Here is a 15,498-nt window from a genome sequence, read left to right as displayed (position 1 = left end):
GGGTGTGGCGGCGGCTACCGGCGGGCGGCTCCGACGGCGGCGAGCACGCGTCGCTGCGTCTCGGGGTGGCTGAGGATGCGGAAGTGGCCGCCGGTGTCGATCCGCACGTTCTCGGCGCCGGGCAGGATGCTGCCCTCAGGGATATGCGGATCGAACCGGCCGAAGATCGAAACCACGCGTCCGTTCATCCGCTCGTCGGCTGCCAGGGCGACGAGCGCTGGGTGCTTCGCCGCGAAGTCACGCAGGCTGGGCGTGGGCATGTACCGGGCATATCGCGACCCTGAGAACGGGGTGCTCACCGCCACCATCCGCGCCACCCGCGCGTCGGGATCCAGCTGACTCATCAGGTACTTGCCGATCAGGCCACCCTTGCTGTGGGCGACGATCACCACACCGCGCAGGTCCTGTCGGCGCAGTTGCTCGGCCACGATGCGCGCCGATTCGACGATCGGCCGCCGGTTGCTCTGCAGCAGCGTCACCACGTGCACCGGGTGCCCGGCCTCGTGCAGCACGTCGATCAGCGGGCGCATGAAATGCCAGCTCTCGTAGATACCGGGCAGGATCAGCACCGGCGCCCGGTCTCCCGTGGCGAAGTCGTGGGGCCGGGTGCGGGAGAGGGCGGCCCGCACCTGACCGATCACGGCGTACCTGTAGTCGAGCAGCCAGGACCCCGCGTTGCGGGAGACCCGGCGCAGCCCGCCCCAGGTCGGCATTCGGGAGGTCATGGCGCGACCGGTTCGTCGACCGCGTGGTCGACCGTGGCCCCGCCCCGCGCCGGAGCCCCGGCGTGCACGCGGATGCCGGCTGCCGTCGAGGCAGCGGCACTGAACTGCACCAGGTGCCGTCCCGGCAGCTCCAGCAGACGGCCCCGCGGGGCCTGCCCTGCGAGGTGCACACCCCACTCGTGCCGCGACACCGGGTCGTCCTGCCCGCGGATCACCAGGGTGGGAGCGGACACCTCCCGCAGCCGCAGGTCGGTGCGATAGGCGAGCATGGGCCGCAGCGTGGCCAGATACCAGCGCGGACCACAGCGCAGGTAGTCGCCCAGCACGATGAACGTGCCGCTGGCGGGTTCCTTGAAGGTGTCCCGGGCCAGGTCGAGGGCCTGCAGCGGCAGCGTCCCGCGGGCCGGGTCGGTGACGCCGCCGATCAGCACCAGGTGAGACACCAGCGCCGGGTGCCGCACCGCGGTCTCGGTCACGAACTGGGCACCCATGGAATGACCGACCAACACGACGGGGCCGGCGCTGAGCCTCGGCAGCAGTTCGCCGAGGTAGTCGGCGTACTGCTCGATCGAGACGCCGTGTTCCGGCTTGGGCGACCGGCCGAACCCGGGCAGGTCCACCGAGTGCACCGCGCCGGCGGCGGAAAGCTCCCGGTGCAGTCGCTCGAGGTACCGGTGGGACATGCCGATCCCGTGCACGAGCACGAACACCGGCGCATCCGCGGTGCCGGGGCCGGGAGTGGACGCCACGGTGACGGTCGCGCCGGAGACCGGCAGCAGCACCTCGCCCAGGCGGCGCCGGCCGCGTGGTCGCGGGTACGCCGGTGCAGCGTTCGGACTGGTGGGAACCCGGCTCACGCCTGCGGGACCCGCACGCGCAACCCGCCGGCATCCACCCGGGCCTTGAACGCCGTCGCGGTGCCGAAGCCGTCGCCGTCGAGTTCGATCTCCTCGGGGTGGTTGAGCTTCACGACGATCTCACGGCCCTTCACGTAGTTGAGCGCGTCGACCTCCTTGGACATCATCCGGCGGCCGATCGGGGTGCGCCGCAGCACGCCGTTCTCCCAGAGCACCTTCACCAGGATCTGCACCCAGCTGAGGAACCCCTCGGGGCGGAGCATCACGATCTCGAACTGCCCGTCGTCGATCACGGCTTCGGGCAGCAGCAGCACGTTCGCGGTGAGCAGGCCGGTGTTGCCCACGATCATGGTGTGCGCGCGCACCGACTTGGTGCTGCCGCCGTCGAGGCTGTACTTCATGCGCAGCTGATTCTTGTCGCGCAGCGCCGTGATGATCGCGCCCACATAGGCCAGCCAGCCGATACGGGCCTTGAGCTCGTCGTTGGTGCTGGCGAGCATCTTGGCGTCCAGGCCGAGGCCGGCCATCACCAGGAACGCGTGCTTGCTGACGCTGTCGTCGTCGTGCCGGATCTCGATCCGGGCGATGTCGATCCGGCGGTCGGTTCCGGTGAAGGCCGTGTTGATCGAGTGCTCGAGGTTGTCGAGCGTGAGGTTGAGGTTGCGGGCCAGCAGGTTGCCCGTGCCCGACGGCAACAGGGCCAGCGCGGCGTCGCTGCCGTGCACCACCTCGGCCACAGCCCGCACTGTGCCGTCGCCGCCCGCGGCGATCACCACTGTGGCCCCGGCGTCAAGGGCCTGCTTCGCGGCGCCCTGGCCCGGGTCCTCCTTCGAGGTCTCGAACCACAGCGTCTCGCCCCAGCCGGCCTGGGCCTCGGCGGTCGCGACGACGCGCTTGATGGCCTCGAGGTCGACCTTGATGGGGTTGTAGACCACGGCGGCCACGCCGGCGGCATCCGCGGCGGGCGACGGAGCGGGCGCGCCGGCGGGGGCGCCGGTCGGGGTGTCGGTGGGTGATGACATGCGTGGTCTCCTCAGGCACGTGAGCGGATGATCACACTCGGGTCGATCCCGCCGCACCGGGAAGGTGCGGCGTACAGGTGCAATAACGCTACACGGCTCCCTCCGTAAGGGTTCTTACGTACGGCGCACCGCGCGGCGCACACCCGGGCGAGGGCCGCAGCGGGACCCCGGGCGTGAAACTCACTGAGGACGATACGCCCGCTACGGCGTTCCGGCGCAGGCTCCCGCCCCGGGCTGGGGCTGAGATGATGGAGAGGTGACTTCTGCCTCCCCGACTCCGCCGCCGGCCCGCACCCGCTCGCGGCGGGCATCCCGGCTGGCCTGGCCTGCCTTCGGCATCGCCCTGCTCGTGATCATCCTCGACCAGACCAGCAAGTGGTGGGCCGAGGCAGCACTCGGCGACGGGCAGACCATCCCCGTGATCGGCGACCTGATCCGGTTCGTGCTGGTCTACAACCCGGGCGCCGCGTTCTCGATCGGCTCCGACTTCACCTGGGTGTTCGCGCTGCTCGCCGCGGCTGCCGTGGTGTTCATCGCCCGGCTCACCTGGCAGGTGGAGTCCCGCGGCTGGATGGTCGCGTTAGGCCTGCTGCTCGGCGGTGCCACGACGCACCTGGGCGACCGGCTCTTCCGCGAACCGGGCTTCGCCCGCGGCCACGTGGTGGACTTCATCGGCTACGGCAACCTCTTCATCGGCAATGTCGCCGACATCGCGATCTTCGCCGGGGCCGTCATGCTCCTGGTGCTCACGGTGACGGGCGTGCGCATCCGCCCCGAATCCGGCTCAGACACCACACCGGATGCGCCGACACAGTCCGGCGAATCGACCGACAAGCCCGAGTAGGGCGCTCCCGGACGCGACTCGGCGGGCCTGCCTCATCCGCCGCTGATCTGTCGCCCCTAGGCTGGGCCCATGCGATTCGGACTCTTCATTCCCCAGGGCTGGCGTCACGATCTGGTCGGTATCGACCCCGCCGAGCAGTGGGCCGCCATGAGCGGCCTGGCCGCGCACGCGGATGCCGGCGCCTGGGAATCGATCTGGGTGTACGACCACTTCCACACCGTTCCGGTGCCGAGCGCCGAGGCGACCCACGAGGCGTGGACCCTGATGAGCGCCTTCGCGGCGACCACCAGCCGGGTGCGACTGGGCCAGATGTGCACCTGCATGAGCTACCGCAACCCGGCCTACCTGGCCAAGGTCGCGTCCACGATCGACATCATCTCCGGCGGCCGTGTCGAGATGGGCATCGGCGCCGGCTGGTACGAGCACGAGTGGCGCGCCTACGGCTACGGCTTCCCCCGGGCCGGCGAACGCCTCGCCCGCCTCGACGAGGGCGTGCAGATCATGCGCCAGGCCTGGACCACGGGCACCGCCACCCTCGACGGCGAGCACTATCAGGTCGACGGCGCCATCGTGCGACCGCTCCCGCTGCAGGAGGGCGGCATCCCGATCTGGATCGCCGGCGGCGGCGAGAAGGTCACACTGCGCATCGCCGCGCAGTACGCGAACTACACGAACTTCGACGGCTCCCCGGAGGGCTTCACCCACAAGAGCGACCTGCTGCGCGAGCACTGTGCCACGCTCGGCACCGACTTCGACGCCATCGTGCGGTCGGCCAACTACAACACCGTCATCGCGGCCACCGAGGCCGAAGTGGCCGACCGGCTCGACGCCATCCAGGACCGCGTCACGCCGTACCTCGGCGCGGAGGGCGCGGCGAGTTTCATGGCCGAGTACCGCAGCGGCACCGCGCAGGCCGTCGGCACGCCCGAACAGGTCGTGGAGCGGCTGAACGGCATGAAGGCTCGCGGGCTCGGCTACGCCATCCACTACTTCCCCGAGGCGGCCTACGACCGCTCAGGCATCGAACTCTTCGAGCGTGAGGTCATGCCAGCGCTGCTGTGACCGGCCCCGTCCCATCCGTCGGCCCGGCCGGCACCGGGCGCGGATGCGATACTCGAGGTAGTACCGAACCCAGCGGCACGAGAGCGGACACCATGGCCATCACGAACTCCCCGGCCGCCGCCGGTGCCGTCAGCGCGGCCGCCGAGACGATCAGCTGGCAGACCGGCGACACCGAACACACCACCCAGTGGCACTCCGAGGGCGGCTGGCCCGCCCCCAAACGTGTGCTGGTCGTCGACGACACCCTCACCGCGGATGCCGCCTACCGGATGGCCAAAGCCGGCACCGGCATGCTCTGGCAGGGCGACTTCCAGAACGCCCGGCAGCTCCTCTCCGCGCTCGCCCGCCGGGTGGACCGGCACCGGCGCACTCCCACCTCAAACATGAAGGCCGCGTTCGAGGCGGGCCGCACCGAGGCCCTCCGCCGCGCGCGCCTGCTGGGCCTGGTGCTCGTGCCGCTCGACGCCGACCACACCCTGAACATCCGGCGCGCCCCAGACGCACGGCAGGCCTGCGCCGAGGCGTACGGTCCGAGCTCCGGCCCGGTGGTGCTCTCACTGCGCGAACTACTCGGCGTGATCGGCGCCCACGAGTGGCGGGTCAAGGGAGTTCCGGTCGCAGCGCTCGGCGCGAGCATCCACCCGCACTACGGCGTCTTCTCGCCCGTGCGCGGCGAGTACCTCGACCTCGTCGCGTCGGCTCCCCTGCCGGCCACCGGGATGGCGTTCGACATCGGCACCGGCTCCGGGGTGATCGCCGCGATCCTCGCCCAGCGCGGCATCGACCACGTGGTGGCCACCGACATGGAACCGCGCGCGTTGGCCTGCGCCCGCGAGAACCTACAGCGCCTGGGGTACGCCGACCAGGTTGAGGTGATCGAGGCCGACCTGTTCCCGGCGGGACGCGCGGACCTCGTGGTCTGCAACCCGCCGTGGCTGCCCGCCTCCGCCGCCACCAGCACCGACGCCGCCGTGTACGACCCGGACAGCCGCATGCTCCGCGGCTTCCTGGCCGGCCTGGCCGGGCACCTCACCGAGCACGGTGAGGGCTGGCTGATCATCTCCAACCTCGGCGAACTGCTCGGACTGCGCTCCCGCGGCGAGCTGCTCGACCTCATCGACGACGCGGGCCTGGCCGTGGTCGCGCGCCTCGACATCCGCCCCACCCACCGCAAGGCGGCCGACACCACCGACCCGCTGCACGCGGCGCGCGCAGCCGAGGTCACCTCGCTCTGGAGGCTCGGCCGGGCCTAGTCCGACACGCTCGTGGCGCCGGACGTGCCCGCCGCCCGCCAGCGCGCCCACGGCCACACCCCGTCCATCTCCACCTCGAGCGAGAAGCTCAGCAGCACCCGGATGATCACGATGGCGCCGAGCACCAGCACGCTCTCCACGGTGGGTTCGACCACGATGGTGCGGATGATGTCGGCCACGATCAGCACCTCCAGGCCCAGCAGGATGGCTCGACCGAGGTTCCGCCGCATGGCCTGGTACGCCGTCGACCGGGTGTCCGGGCGGAGCGCCCGCGGGATCCCGCCGACCAGCGCCGCCAGCCCGCCGAGCACCATGATGGCGGCGCCGACCACCTCCACGACCCGTACGGCCGCTTCAACCACCTGCTCGAACGTCATCCGCCTGCACTCCCGCCGTCACCCGCCTGACGCGAAGATACTCCCCCGTCCCGGCCCGCCGCGGTGCCGGCGCCGGTGATTCGCCGAAAAAGGCGGGGTGAGCGAGCACCTCGAACGGCTATGCCGAAATCTTCCGCCTGGGCCTCGGAGCGGCGCGAAGTCAATAGGCTGGTCGTCGTCGGCCGCACCACCCGCTTCTTCGACAGGGATCCCTCCATGACCGTACGCCGTCGCCCACCCACCGCGACGGATGCCGCCGCGCCGGCGCACACCGACATCCAACGCCGGGTGGTGCGCATTCTCGTCCTCGGCCAGGTCCTGGGCGGCATCGGCATGGGTGCCACGCTCTCCCTGGGCGCCCTGCTCGCGGCTCAGCTCTCCGGCTCCAACGCCTGGTCGGGCATGGCGGCGACCATGAGCACCCTGGGGGCAGCCCTCGCGGCCGTGCCGCTGGCCCGGCTGGCCCAAGCCAACGGACGCCGCCGATCACTGGCAGCCGGGGCGGGGATCGCCGGCGTCGGCGCCGTGCTCGCGGTCACCGCGGTCGCGGTGGACACCTTCCCGCTCCTGCTGCTGGCCCTGATGCTGCTCGGAGCGGGGTCGGCCACCAACCTGCAGGCCCGGTTCGCCGCCACCGACCTGGCCAGCCCCCGGTACCGGGCGCGTGACCTTTCCATTGTGGTCTGGTCGACCACCATCGGCGCGGTGCTCGGGCCCAACCTGTTCGGCCCGGGCGAGGTCGTCGGCGCACAACTGGGGCTGCCCCCGCTCACCGGGGCGTTCGCGTTCTCCCTGGCCGCCCAGGTGGGCGCCGCGCTGGTCTACACGATCGGGCTGCGCCCCGACCCGCTGCTCACGGCACTGTCGGTGCGCGAAGACCGTCCCACCGGCACCCGAGCGCACGGGGGCTTCGCCATCGTGCGCGGCAACCCGCTGGCCCGCTACGCCGTCGTCGTGATCGCCCTCAGCCACGCCACGATGGTGGCCCTCATGTCGATGGCGCCCGTGCACCTCACCGAGCACGGGGCTTCCCTCACGATCGTCGGACTCACCATCAGCCTGCACGTGGCCGGCATGTATGCGCTGTCGCCCGTGTTCGGCGCCCTGGCCGACCGGCTCGGACGGATGCCGGTGATCCTCACCGGGCAGGCGCTGCTGCTGGCCGCCCTCACCCTGTTCGGGCTCGCCGGCGAGAACGGCACGGCCGTGACCGTGGGGCTGATCCTGCTCGGGCTCGGCTGGTCGGCATCCGTCGTGGCCGCTTCGGCCCTCATCGCCGAGGCGGTCGGTGTGCACGACCGCTCGGCATTGCAGGGCTTCTCGGACCTGTCGATGAACGCCGCCGGCGCCCTCGGCGGCGCCCTGGCCGGACCGGTCCTCATCCTGGTTGGTTATTCGGGCCTCGGGGTGGCCGCGATGGCGCTGGTCGCCGTGGTCACGGTGTGGACGCTGCTCCGCCGCCCGGCCGCCCCCGCCCTCAGCTGAGGCGGAGGCCCGGCGGGGCGGGGCGGAGACGGACGGCACGCACGTTTATGAGGACATCGGCCGCTTAGAAGGACGTAATGCCGAATTCCGTCCTTCTAGACTCACTTTTGCCTCACGAACGTGCGCCCAGTTCTCCGGAGACGGGGTGGGCGGCGGGCGCGGCTACACGCTCGTGACGTCGTCCACCTCGCCCACGAGCTCCTCGATTATGTCCTCCAAGAAGAGCACCCCGGTGGCCACACCGTTTGCGTCGAACGAACTGGCCACGTGCGAGCCGGTGCGGCGCATGGCGGCCAGGGCGTCCTCGAGGTCGCTGTCGCGGAGCACGCTGGCCAGGCGGCGGATCCGCTTGGCCGGTACCGGCTGGCTGAAGGCGTCGGGGCCGGTGAGGTCCATGACGTCCTTGAGGTGCAGGTAGCCGGTCGGCGCTCCAGCCGCATCCGTGAGGATGTACCGGGAGAAGCCGTGCTCGGCCACGGCCCGCTGCAGGTCCGCCGGCGATGCATGCACCGGCAGGAATACGATTCCGGCGAGCGGCACCTCCACGTCGGAGACCCGTTTGGTGGTGAACTCGAACGCCGCCGACAGCGTGCCGGAGGCATCCATCAGCATGCCTTCACGGGTGGACTGGCGCACGATGCCGGCCACCTCGTCAAGGGTGAATGCGCTCGTCGCCTCGTCCTTGGGCGTGACGCGGAACAACCGCAGCACGCCGTTGGCCAGCCAGTTGAGGCTGAAGATCACCGGCCGGAACACGCGCGCCACGAACACCAGCGGCGGCGCGAGAATCAGTGCCGCGCGATCGGGCACCGAGAACGAGATGTTCTTGGGCACCATCTCGCCCAGCACCACGTGCAGGAAGGTGACCAGGCCCAGGGCCACGGCGAAGGCGATTCCGCTGATGGCCGCGGGCGACAGGTCGGTGTAGCCCAGCGGGATCTCGAGCAGGTGGTGGATCGCCGGCTCCGACACGTTGAGGATCACCAGCGAACACACGGTGATGCCCAGCTGCGAGGTCGCCAGCATCAGGGTGGCGTGCTCCATGGCCCACAGGGTGGTCTTGGCGGCCTTGTTGCCCTGCGCGGCGAGAGGTTCGATCTGCGACCGGCGGGCCGAGATCACGGCGAATTCGGCGCCGACGAAGAAGGCGTTGACCGCCAGGAGCACAACGAGCCAGAGCAGCCCGGGGAGATACTCACTCATGGGTCAGCCTCCCTTCGATGATGGCCGTGACCGGGTCGAGGTCGGCCGCGGTTTCGCTGGGGGTGAGACGGATGCGCGACACGCGCGCACCATCCATCCGCTCGACCCGCAGGGTGCCCACGTCGATGGGCACGGTGTCGCCCACCTCGGGCATGCGGTCGAGCCGGTCGGTGACGAAACCGGCGATGGTCTCGTAGTCGCCGTCGTCGGGCACCGTCAGGCCCACCCGTTCGAGGAGCTCGTCGGGGCGGAGGCCGCCGTCGAACACGATCGAGCGGCCGGTGCGCACGATCCCGGCCTTGGCCCGGTCGTGCTCGTCCTCCAGCTCGCCGACGAGTTCCTCCACGAGGTCCTCGAGCGTGACGATGCCGGCGGTGCCGCCGTATTCGTCGGACACCACGGCGATCTGCAGGCCCTGCTGGCGGAGTGCCCCGAGCAGCCGGTCGACGCCCATCGACTCCGGCACCCGCAGCGCGGGCAGCATCAGTTCGTCCGCTCGCACCAGTGTGCGGCGCTCCAAGGCAACGGCGAAGGCCTGCTTGACGTGCAGCACGCCCAGGATGTCGTCGGTGTCGCGGCCGATCACCGGGAACCTCGAGTAGCCGGTGGCGCTGGCCAGCGCCACGATGCTCTCAGCGGTGTCGTCGGCGTGCACCGACGCCATCTGCACGCGCGGGGTCATCACGTCGGCGGCCGAGTGGTCGGAGAACCGCAGCGTGCGGTTCAGCATCTCGGCGTGGTCCGCGTCGAGCAGGCCCTCCATGGCTGACCGGCGCACCAGGAAGCCGAGTTCTTCGGCGCTGCGGGCGCCGGAGAGCTCCTCCTTGGGCTCGATGCCGACGAGGCGGATGAGGGCGTTGGCGGTGTTGTTGAACAGCAAGATCACGGGCTTGAACACGGCCGTGAACGCGGCCTGCATGGGCACGACGAACTTGGCGGTGGCCAGCGGAACGGCCAGCGCGAAGTTCTTCGGCACCAACTCGCCGATCACCATGGAGAACAGGGTGGCCAGCGAGATGCCGATCACGGTGCCCAGCACGGGCACGAGGCCCTCTGGCACGCCGAGGTCGAGCATCGGGCCGCGCAGCAGCGAACTGATGGCCGGCTCGAAGGTGTATCCGGTGAGCAGGGTGGTCAGCGTGATGCCCAGCTGCGCGCTGGAAAGGTGCGTGGAAGTGATCCGCAGCGCCTTGATGGTGGGGCCGAGGCGTTTCTCGCCGCGATCGCGGCGAGCCTCGAGCTCATTGCGGTCGAGGGTGACGAGGGCGAACTCGGCGGCGACGAACACGCCGGTACCGAAGGTCAGAATGAGCCCGAGGCCCACCATGATCCATTCGTTCACGAGGTGGCTCCCTGTGCCCGGAAGTTCAAGCGTTCGGGGCGGGCAGGGAGCATGGGTTTATGCGTGGGAGGGTCATCCATAGTCCGTCGAGCATACCGGCGCATCCTGTACAAACGCACAGGATGTTGCACGGGCTCAGTTCAGCGCCGCCACGCACTTCCTGAGCAACAGACGCAACTGCTCGCGCTCGACGGCATCAAGGTCCGATCGCATCCGATCCTCCACTCCCCGCACTGCGGCGCTGGCCACGTCCAGGCGGCTCCGGCCCAGCGCTGTCAGCCGGGTGGGCAGCACCCGGCCTTCGGATGCGCGCTCCGGTCGGGTCACATACCCGTCTCGCTCGAGGGACTGCAGCAGCACGTTCATCGACTGGCGGGACACGAAGGCACCGCGGGCCAGGTCGGAGTTGGACAGCCCGGGCCGTTGGGCGAGCAGCTCGAGACAGGCATAGTGCGTGATGCTCATGCCGAGCGGTCGCAGCACCGCCTCCATAGCCGATCGCAGAGCGCTCGCGGCCTCCTTGAGCAGGTACCCCACGGACGTCTCCAACTCGACGCGAGCATCCTTGTCACTCATGTCAATATTCTGACATACTGGTCGTATGTCAACTACCTGACACTCACGAAGGAGAATCATCATGACCGCATCCGGTCCCGGCTTCATTTCCCTGCAGGTGCGCGAGATCGATCGCGCAGCGGCGTTCTACGAGCACTACCTGGGCCTGACTCGGCAGGCCGGCCCTCCTCACGCCATCGTCTTCAACACCACCCCGGCGGCGTTCGCGGTGCGCGCGGCCCTCCCGGGCGTCGACCTGGACGCGGTGGGCCAGCTCGGCTTCGGCGTCGGACTGTGGTTGCACGCTCCGGATGCGCAGGCGATTCACGACAGCCTCGTCGCCGACGGCATCCGCATCACCGCGGCACCCGTCGACGGCCCGTTCGGTCGCACGTTCACCTTCGCAGACCTCGACGGCTACCAGATCACCCTGCACGACAGAGCCTGAGCATCTCGTGGCAAACGCTGGCAATTAAAACCGAGCGACGTTAGGTTTGTTCCTGCAGATATGAGGACGGGCGAAGGCCCCTCCCCACACTTTCAAAGGAGCAAGCATGTCAAGCACCCCCTCGGTCCAGCTCTACACGGTGCGGGATGCGATCTCCGCCGACTTGCAGGGCGCCGTCGCCCGAGTCGCCGAGATCGGATTCACCCAGGTCGAGCCCTACTCGTTCGTGGAACGCGCCGATGAGTTCGAGAAGGCCTTCGCGGCATCCGGTGTCACGGCGCCGTCCGGCCACGCTCCGGTCATCGACTCCGATGACCCGGCGCGCACCTTCGCTGCCGCAGCGCAGCTGGGCATCGGCACTGTCATCGACCCGTTCATTCCGAGTGACCGCTGGCAGAGCGCGGATGACGCCGCCCGCCTGGCCGACCGGGTCAACGTTCTGCAGGCGTTGGCGGCCGAGGCCGGGCTGGGTTTCGGTTACCACAACCACCAGTGGGAGTTCGCGAACCTCGTCGACGGCCGGCCCATCTACGAGCTGTTCGTCGAGGCCCTCTCGCCCGAGGTCGCCCTCGAGGTCGACACCTATTGGTCCACCGTCGGCGGCGTCGACACCCCGGCCCTGCTGCGCCGCCTCGGCGACCGGGTGAAATTCATCCACGTCAAGGACGGTCCGGTGCGCGGAGACATCGCCACGGCCCTGCCCAGCAGCGAGAGCGCCCTCAGCGTGCCGGAAGCCCTCGCCGCAGCCTTCGCCAACCAGCTGCCGGCCGGTAGTGGCGATGTCGGCGTCGCCGCCATCCTCGCCGCCGCGCCGAACGCCCTGCGGGTCGTGGAGTTCGACGGCTACACCGGAGACGTCTTCGACGGCATCGCGGCGTCGTTCGCCTGGCTTGCGGAGAACGACAAGTGAGCCGCACGGGACGCGTCGGCGTCGGCGTCATCGGCGCCGGCGTCATCAGCGGCACCTACCTGGAGAACATGACGGCGTTCGCCGACCTCGACGTGCTCTTCGTCGCGGACCTCGACCTTGCCCGCGCCCAGGCGCAGGCGGAGGCCTACGGGGTGCCCGGCCACGGCTCGGTCGACGCGCTGCTGGCCAGGGACGACATCGAGATCGTGGTGAACCTCACCATCCCCGCCGTGCATACCGCGGTGGGGCAGCAGATCATCGCCGCCGGCAAACACGTGTGGAGTGAGAAGCCGCTGGCCCTTGACCACGAGTCCGGCGCGGCGCTGCTGGCCACGGCCGACGCCGCCGGCCTCCGGGTCGCCTGTGCGCCGGACACCGTGCTGGGCGCTGGCATCCAGACGGCCATGCGCGCGATCGCTCGCGGCGACATCGGCGAACCGCTGACGGCCACCACGATGTTCCACGTGCCCGGCCCCGACGCCTGGCACCCGAACCCGGAGTTCCTCTTCGCCTACGGCGCCGGTCCGCTCTTCGACATGGGGCCGTACTACGTCACGACCCTGGTGCACGCCTTCGGCTCCGCCAGCCGGGTCGGTGCGGTGTCGTCGAAGTCCAGCGCCGTCCGCACCATCGGCAGCGGCCCGAGGGCCGGCACCGAGTTCCCCGTCGAGGTGCCCACGCACCATGCCGCCGTGCTCTCCTTCGAGAGCGGCCAGTCCGCGCAGTCCACGTTCAGCTTCCAGAACGCCCTGCCCCGGATGGGCTTCGTCGAGATCAGCGGCACCGACGGCACGATCGTGCTGCCAGACCCGAACACCTTCGAGGGCGAGTCCACCCTGTGGCGGTTCGGCCAGGAGGAACCCAGCACGATCACCCCGGTCGGCTCCACCTACGGTCGCGGCTCCGGCGTGCTCGATCTGGCCCGGTCGATCCGCGCCGGAGCTCCAGAGCGTGCCAGCGGGGCGATCGCGGCGCACGTGCTCGACGTGCTGCTGGCCGTCTCCGAAGCCGCCGAGACCGGCAGCATGGTGGACGTGACGTCGAGGATCACGAAGCCGACACCGCTGGCCGAGGACTGGGATCCCGCCGCGGCCACCCTGTAGGCCGCTCCGCCGCCCGCGAACTGTGGCCTGAGCCCCCTCAACCCGGCTTGGCTTTTCGGGGTTCAGCTCACAGTTCGCGGCGGAGTAGCGCGATAACGGCCTCGACATGGGCACCCATGTCGCGCGTCTCATCGAACATCCACTGCACCTGCATGCCGTCGCTGACCGCCATCAGGATGGACGCGAACATCTCGGGGTCGACCGTGGTGTCGAGCCGCCCGGATTCCTGCATCCGCCGCAGCCCCGCCGCGATGGTGGCCCGGGACTGCGCGTACCGCTGCCGAAAATACTCGTGGGCCGGATGCCCAGGATCGGTCGCCGCCGCGGCCGACAGATTGGCGAACATCTGCACGAGCCCTGGCACCTCTGCGTTGTGCCGGATCAGTGCCGCATAGGTGGCCGCCGGGTCGGGATCGTCCGGGTCCTTCGCCTCGTCGATCGCGTCCCTGGTGCGCAGAATGGCCACCCAGAGGTCGTCCTTGGACTCGAAGTAGTGCAGCAGTCCGGCCTGCGTGAGCCCCACGGCCGCCGCGATGTCCCGCACCGAGGTCTGGCGGAAGCCGTTGCGGGCCACGAGCGCCAGCGCGGTCTCCAGTATCTCGGCACGCTTTGCCACGCCCTTCGGGTACCTGCCCACGCTCGCCATTGCCCCAGGCTACCGACCTTCCGCGAACCGTGAGCACAGCACCTCAAACCCACGGTTGAGGGGACTTATCTCACGGTTCGTGAGATCTTGCTTTCCGTATCGCGGAAAGCTCACCCACATGGTGGAAACACTGTGTGATTCTGATCCCGCGCCGGTCACCGGTCGCACGCTCAACGAGCAGATTCCGCACACTGGATTCAGACAACAGACAGAGAGGTCTCCATGTCATCGTCAACCCCCGCTCCGGCCGCGCCACCCCGCACCGCGGACTCGAGCATCTCCGAGGCGGATCTGCGCCGGGCCGGCTGGGCCAGCTCGCTGGGCAGCGCTCTGGAGTACTACGACTTCGCGCTCTACAGCCTGGCGTCGGCACTCATCTTCAGCGAACTGTTCTTCACCGACAGCGACCCCACCACCGGACGCATCCTGGCGTTTGCCACCTACTTCATCGGCTTCGCGGTCCGCCCCCTCGGCGGCCTGTTCTTCGGATCGCTCGGCGACCGCATCGGCCGCAAGTCGGTGCTGCTGCTCACCGTGCTCTTGATGGGTGGGGCCAGCACCGCGATGGGCCTGCTGCCCACCTACGACCAGGTCGGCATCCTGGCGCCGATCCTGCTCATCGTGCTGCGTATCCTGCAGGGCTTCGGGGCCGGCGCCGAACAGGCGGGCGCGGCCACGCTGATGACCGAATACGCGCCCCGACACCGCCGCGGCTTCTTCGCCTCGCTGCCGTTCATGGGCATCCAGATCGGCACCGTGATCGCGGCGCTGGTCTTCTTCCTGCTGCTCATTCCCAGCCAGCAGGTCGTGCTGGACGGCCTGTGGCGCATTCCGTTCCTGGCCAGCGCGATCCTCATCGGCGTGGCCGTGTACATCCGGCTCAAGCTCAAGGAGTCGCCTTCGTTCTCGAAGCTCAAGGCCCACGAGCAGGTTCAGGACAAGCCCCTGCGCAACCTGCTGCGTACCTCGCGGAAGACCGTGCTGATCGGCATGGGTCTGCGCATGGCCGAAAACGGTGGCTCCTCGATCTACCAGGTGCTCGCCATCAGCTACGTCGTCACCGTCGCGCTGGGCTCGTCGGTCACCGCCGGGCCGATCGGCGCCATTTCGCTGGTGTTCGCCGCCGCCGTCGGTGCGATCACCGTGCCCGTCGCCGGGCTGCTCAGTGACAGGTTCGGCCGGGTCCGGGTGTACCGCGGGTTCGCGATCTTCCAGTTCGTGATCGCCGTGCCGGTGTGGTGGATCCTCTCAACCGGCAACGTCGTCGCCACCGTGGCGGCCATCTCGGTGGCGCTCGGCATCGGCACCTGGGGCATGTTCGGCGCCCAGGGCGCCCTGATGCCCGAGCTGTTCGGCTCCCGGCACCGGTACACCGGCGTCTCGGTGGCCCGCGAGTTCTCCGCCGTCATCGCCGGCGGCCTGGTGCCGCTAGTGGGCGCGCTGCTCTTGGCCTGGTTCGCCGACAGCTGGGTACCGCTTGCGGCCTACCTGCTCCTGCTGACCGGCGTGACCATCGCCGTCACCTTCATCACGCCGGAGACCAGGGGCCGTGACCTCGACCTCGAGACGGATGCCCTCGACGACGCGGTTCGCACCCCTGCGGCCGCCGCAACCCCCGCGTCCGTCCCCGTCGGAACTTCTCGTGCCTGACCGCGACCCGATCGGT

General features: G+C 69.9%; 16 protein-coding genes. 8 read left to right on the top strand and 8 right to left on the bottom strand.

Annotation, left to right across the window (positions count from 1 at the left end):
• Positions 1 to 14: 14 nt before the first annotated feature.
• The 3 genes from DOE79_RS13860 to DOE79_RS13850 are packed head-to-tail and all read right to left on the bottom strand — an operon-like array spanning position 15 to position 2,604.
• Positions 15 to 725 carry an esterase/lipase family protein gene (locus DOE79_RS13860; protein ID WP_245976946.1) on the bottom strand — a complete coding sequence of 237 codons (711 nt, stop codon included), beginning with the start codon at positions 723 to 725 and terminating at the stop codon, positions 15 to 17.
• Positions 722 to 1,582 (bottom strand): alpha/beta fold hydrolase, encoded by an 861-nt coding sequence (locus DOE79_RS13855; protein WP_120339007.1) that lies wholly within the window; start codon positions 1,580 to 1,582, stop codon positions 722 to 724. Before DOE79_RS13855 ends, DOE79_RS13860 begins: the two co-directional genes overlap by 4 nt.
• Positions 1,579 to 2,604, bottom strand: coding sequence for a diacylglycerol/lipid kinase family protein (locus DOE79_RS13850; protein ID WP_120339006.1), 1,026 nt, complete (start codon positions 2,602 to 2,604; stop codon positions 1,579 to 1,581). Before DOE79_RS13850 ends, DOE79_RS13855 begins: the two co-directional genes overlap by 4 nt.
• 256 nt (positions 2,605 to 2,860) lie before the next feature.
• Between DOE79_RS13850 and DOE79_RS13845 the strand changes: the two genes are divergently transcribed.
• The 3 genes from DOE79_RS13845 (at position 2,861) to DOE79_RS13835 (ending at position 5,763) form a co-directional block, all read left to right on the top strand.
• Positions 2,861 to 3,448 (top strand): signal peptidase II, encoded by a 588-nt coding sequence (locus DOE79_RS13845; RefSeq protein ID WP_245976945.1) that lies wholly within the window; start codon positions 2,861 to 2,863, stop codon positions 3,446 to 3,448.
• A 69-nt stretch (positions 3,449 to 3,517) separates the two neighbouring features.
• On the top strand, positions 3,518 to 4,510 hold the full coding sequence (locus DOE79_RS13840) for an LLM class F420-dependent oxidoreductase (protein WP_120339005.1): 993 nt from the start codon (positions 3,518 to 3,520) through the stop codon (positions 4,508 to 4,510).
• A gap of 92 nt (positions 4,511 to 4,602) precedes the next feature.
• Complete coding sequence (locus DOE79_RS13835; RefSeq protein WP_120339004.1) at positions 4,603 to 5,763, top strand: methyltransferase; 1,161 nt, start codon at positions 4,603 to 4,605, stop codon at positions 5,761 to 5,763.
• On the opposite strand, the gene DOE79_RS13830 is transcribed toward DOE79_RS13835, so the two are convergent.
• Positions 5,760 to 6,140, bottom strand: a complete 381-nt coding sequence (locus tag DOE79_RS13830; protein ID WP_120339003.1) for a DUF1622 domain-containing protein — start codon at positions 6,138 to 6,140, stop codon at positions 5,760 to 5,762. The two genes, DOE79_RS13835 and DOE79_RS13830, sit on opposite strands and share 4 nt — an antisense overlap.
• Positions 6,141 to 6,356: 216 nt before the next feature.
• Here DOE79_RS13830 and DOE79_RS13825 point away from each other — a divergent pair, with 216 nt between their 5' ends.
• Entirely contained in the window at positions 6,357 to 7,625 is a 1,269-nt protein-coding gene (locus DOE79_RS13825) for an MFS transporter (protein WP_120340343.1), read from the top strand.
• 162 nt (positions 7,626 to 7,787) lie between these two features.
• On the opposite strand, the gene DOE79_RS13820 is transcribed toward DOE79_RS13825, so the two are convergent.
• From DOE79_RS13820 to DOE79_RS13810, 3 genes are all read right to left on the bottom strand, one after another.
• Positions 7,788 to 8,828: a hemolysin family protein gene (locus tag DOE79_RS13820; protein WP_120339002.1), complete on the bottom strand. Its 1,041-nt coding sequence runs from the start codon at positions 8,826 to 8,828 to the stop codon at positions 7,788 to 7,790.
• Positions 8,821 to 10,170, bottom strand: a complete 1,350-nt coding sequence (locus tag DOE79_RS13815; protein WP_120339001.1) for a hemolysin family protein — start codon at positions 10,168 to 10,170, stop codon at positions 8,821 to 8,823. Before DOE79_RS13815 ends, DOE79_RS13820 begins: the two co-directional genes overlap by 8 nt.
• Positions 10,171 to 10,305: 135 nt before the next feature.
• Positions 10,306 to 10,746, bottom strand: a complete 441-nt coding sequence (locus DOE79_RS13810; RefSeq protein ID WP_120340342.1) for a MarR family winged helix-turn-helix transcriptional regulator — start codon at positions 10,744 to 10,746, stop codon at positions 10,306 to 10,308.
• 61 nt (positions 10,747 to 10,807) lie between these two features.
• Here DOE79_RS13810 and DOE79_RS13805 point away from each other — a divergent pair, with 61 nt between their 5' ends.
• The 3 genes from DOE79_RS13805 to DOE79_RS13795 all read left to right on the top strand — a co-directional run bounded on the left by DOE79_RS13805 (position 10,808) and on the right by DOE79_RS13795 (position 13,186).
• A complete protein-coding gene (locus DOE79_RS13805; RefSeq protein ID WP_120339000.1) occupies positions 10,808 to 11,173 on the top strand; it encodes a VOC family protein in 366 nt (121 codons plus the stop codon).
• Between the two features lie 106 nt (positions 11,174 to 11,279).
• On the top strand, positions 11,280 to 12,083 hold the full coding sequence (locus DOE79_RS13800) for a sugar phosphate isomerase/epimerase family protein (RefSeq protein ID WP_120338999.1): 804 nt from the start codon (positions 11,280 to 11,282) through the stop codon (positions 12,081 to 12,083).
• Positions 12,080 to 13,186 carry a Gfo/Idh/MocA family protein gene (locus tag DOE79_RS13795; RefSeq protein ID WP_120338998.1) on the top strand — a complete coding sequence of 369 codons (1,107 nt, stop codon included), beginning with the start codon at positions 12,080 to 12,082 and terminating at the stop codon, positions 13,184 to 13,186. Before DOE79_RS13800 ends, DOE79_RS13795 begins: the two co-directional genes overlap by 4 nt.
• 67 nt (positions 13,187 to 13,253) lie before the next feature.
• On the opposite strand, the gene DOE79_RS13790 is transcribed toward DOE79_RS13795, so the two are convergent.
• A complete protein-coding gene (locus DOE79_RS13790) occupies positions 13,254 to 13,832 on the bottom strand; it encodes a TetR/AcrR family transcriptional regulator (protein WP_120338997.1) in 579 nt (192 codons plus the stop codon).
• Between the two features lie 222 nt (positions 13,833 to 14,054).
• On the opposite strand from DOE79_RS13790, the gene DOE79_RS13785 reads away from it, so the two are divergent.
• Positions 14,055 to 15,482: an MFS transporter gene (locus tag DOE79_RS13785; protein WP_120338996.1), complete on the top strand. Its 1,428-nt coding sequence runs from the start codon at positions 14,055 to 14,057 to the stop codon at positions 15,480 to 15,482.
• Positions 15,483 to 15,498 lie beyond the last annotated feature (16 nt).

The organism is Cryobacterium soli (assembly GCF_003611035.1).
Classification (GTDB): Bacteria; Actinomycetota; Actinomycetes; order Actinomycetales; family Microbacteriaceae; genus Cryobacterium; species Cryobacterium soli.
Note: the sequence above shows the minus strand (reverse complement) of the source record. Positions and strands in the feature narration are given on the sequence as shown.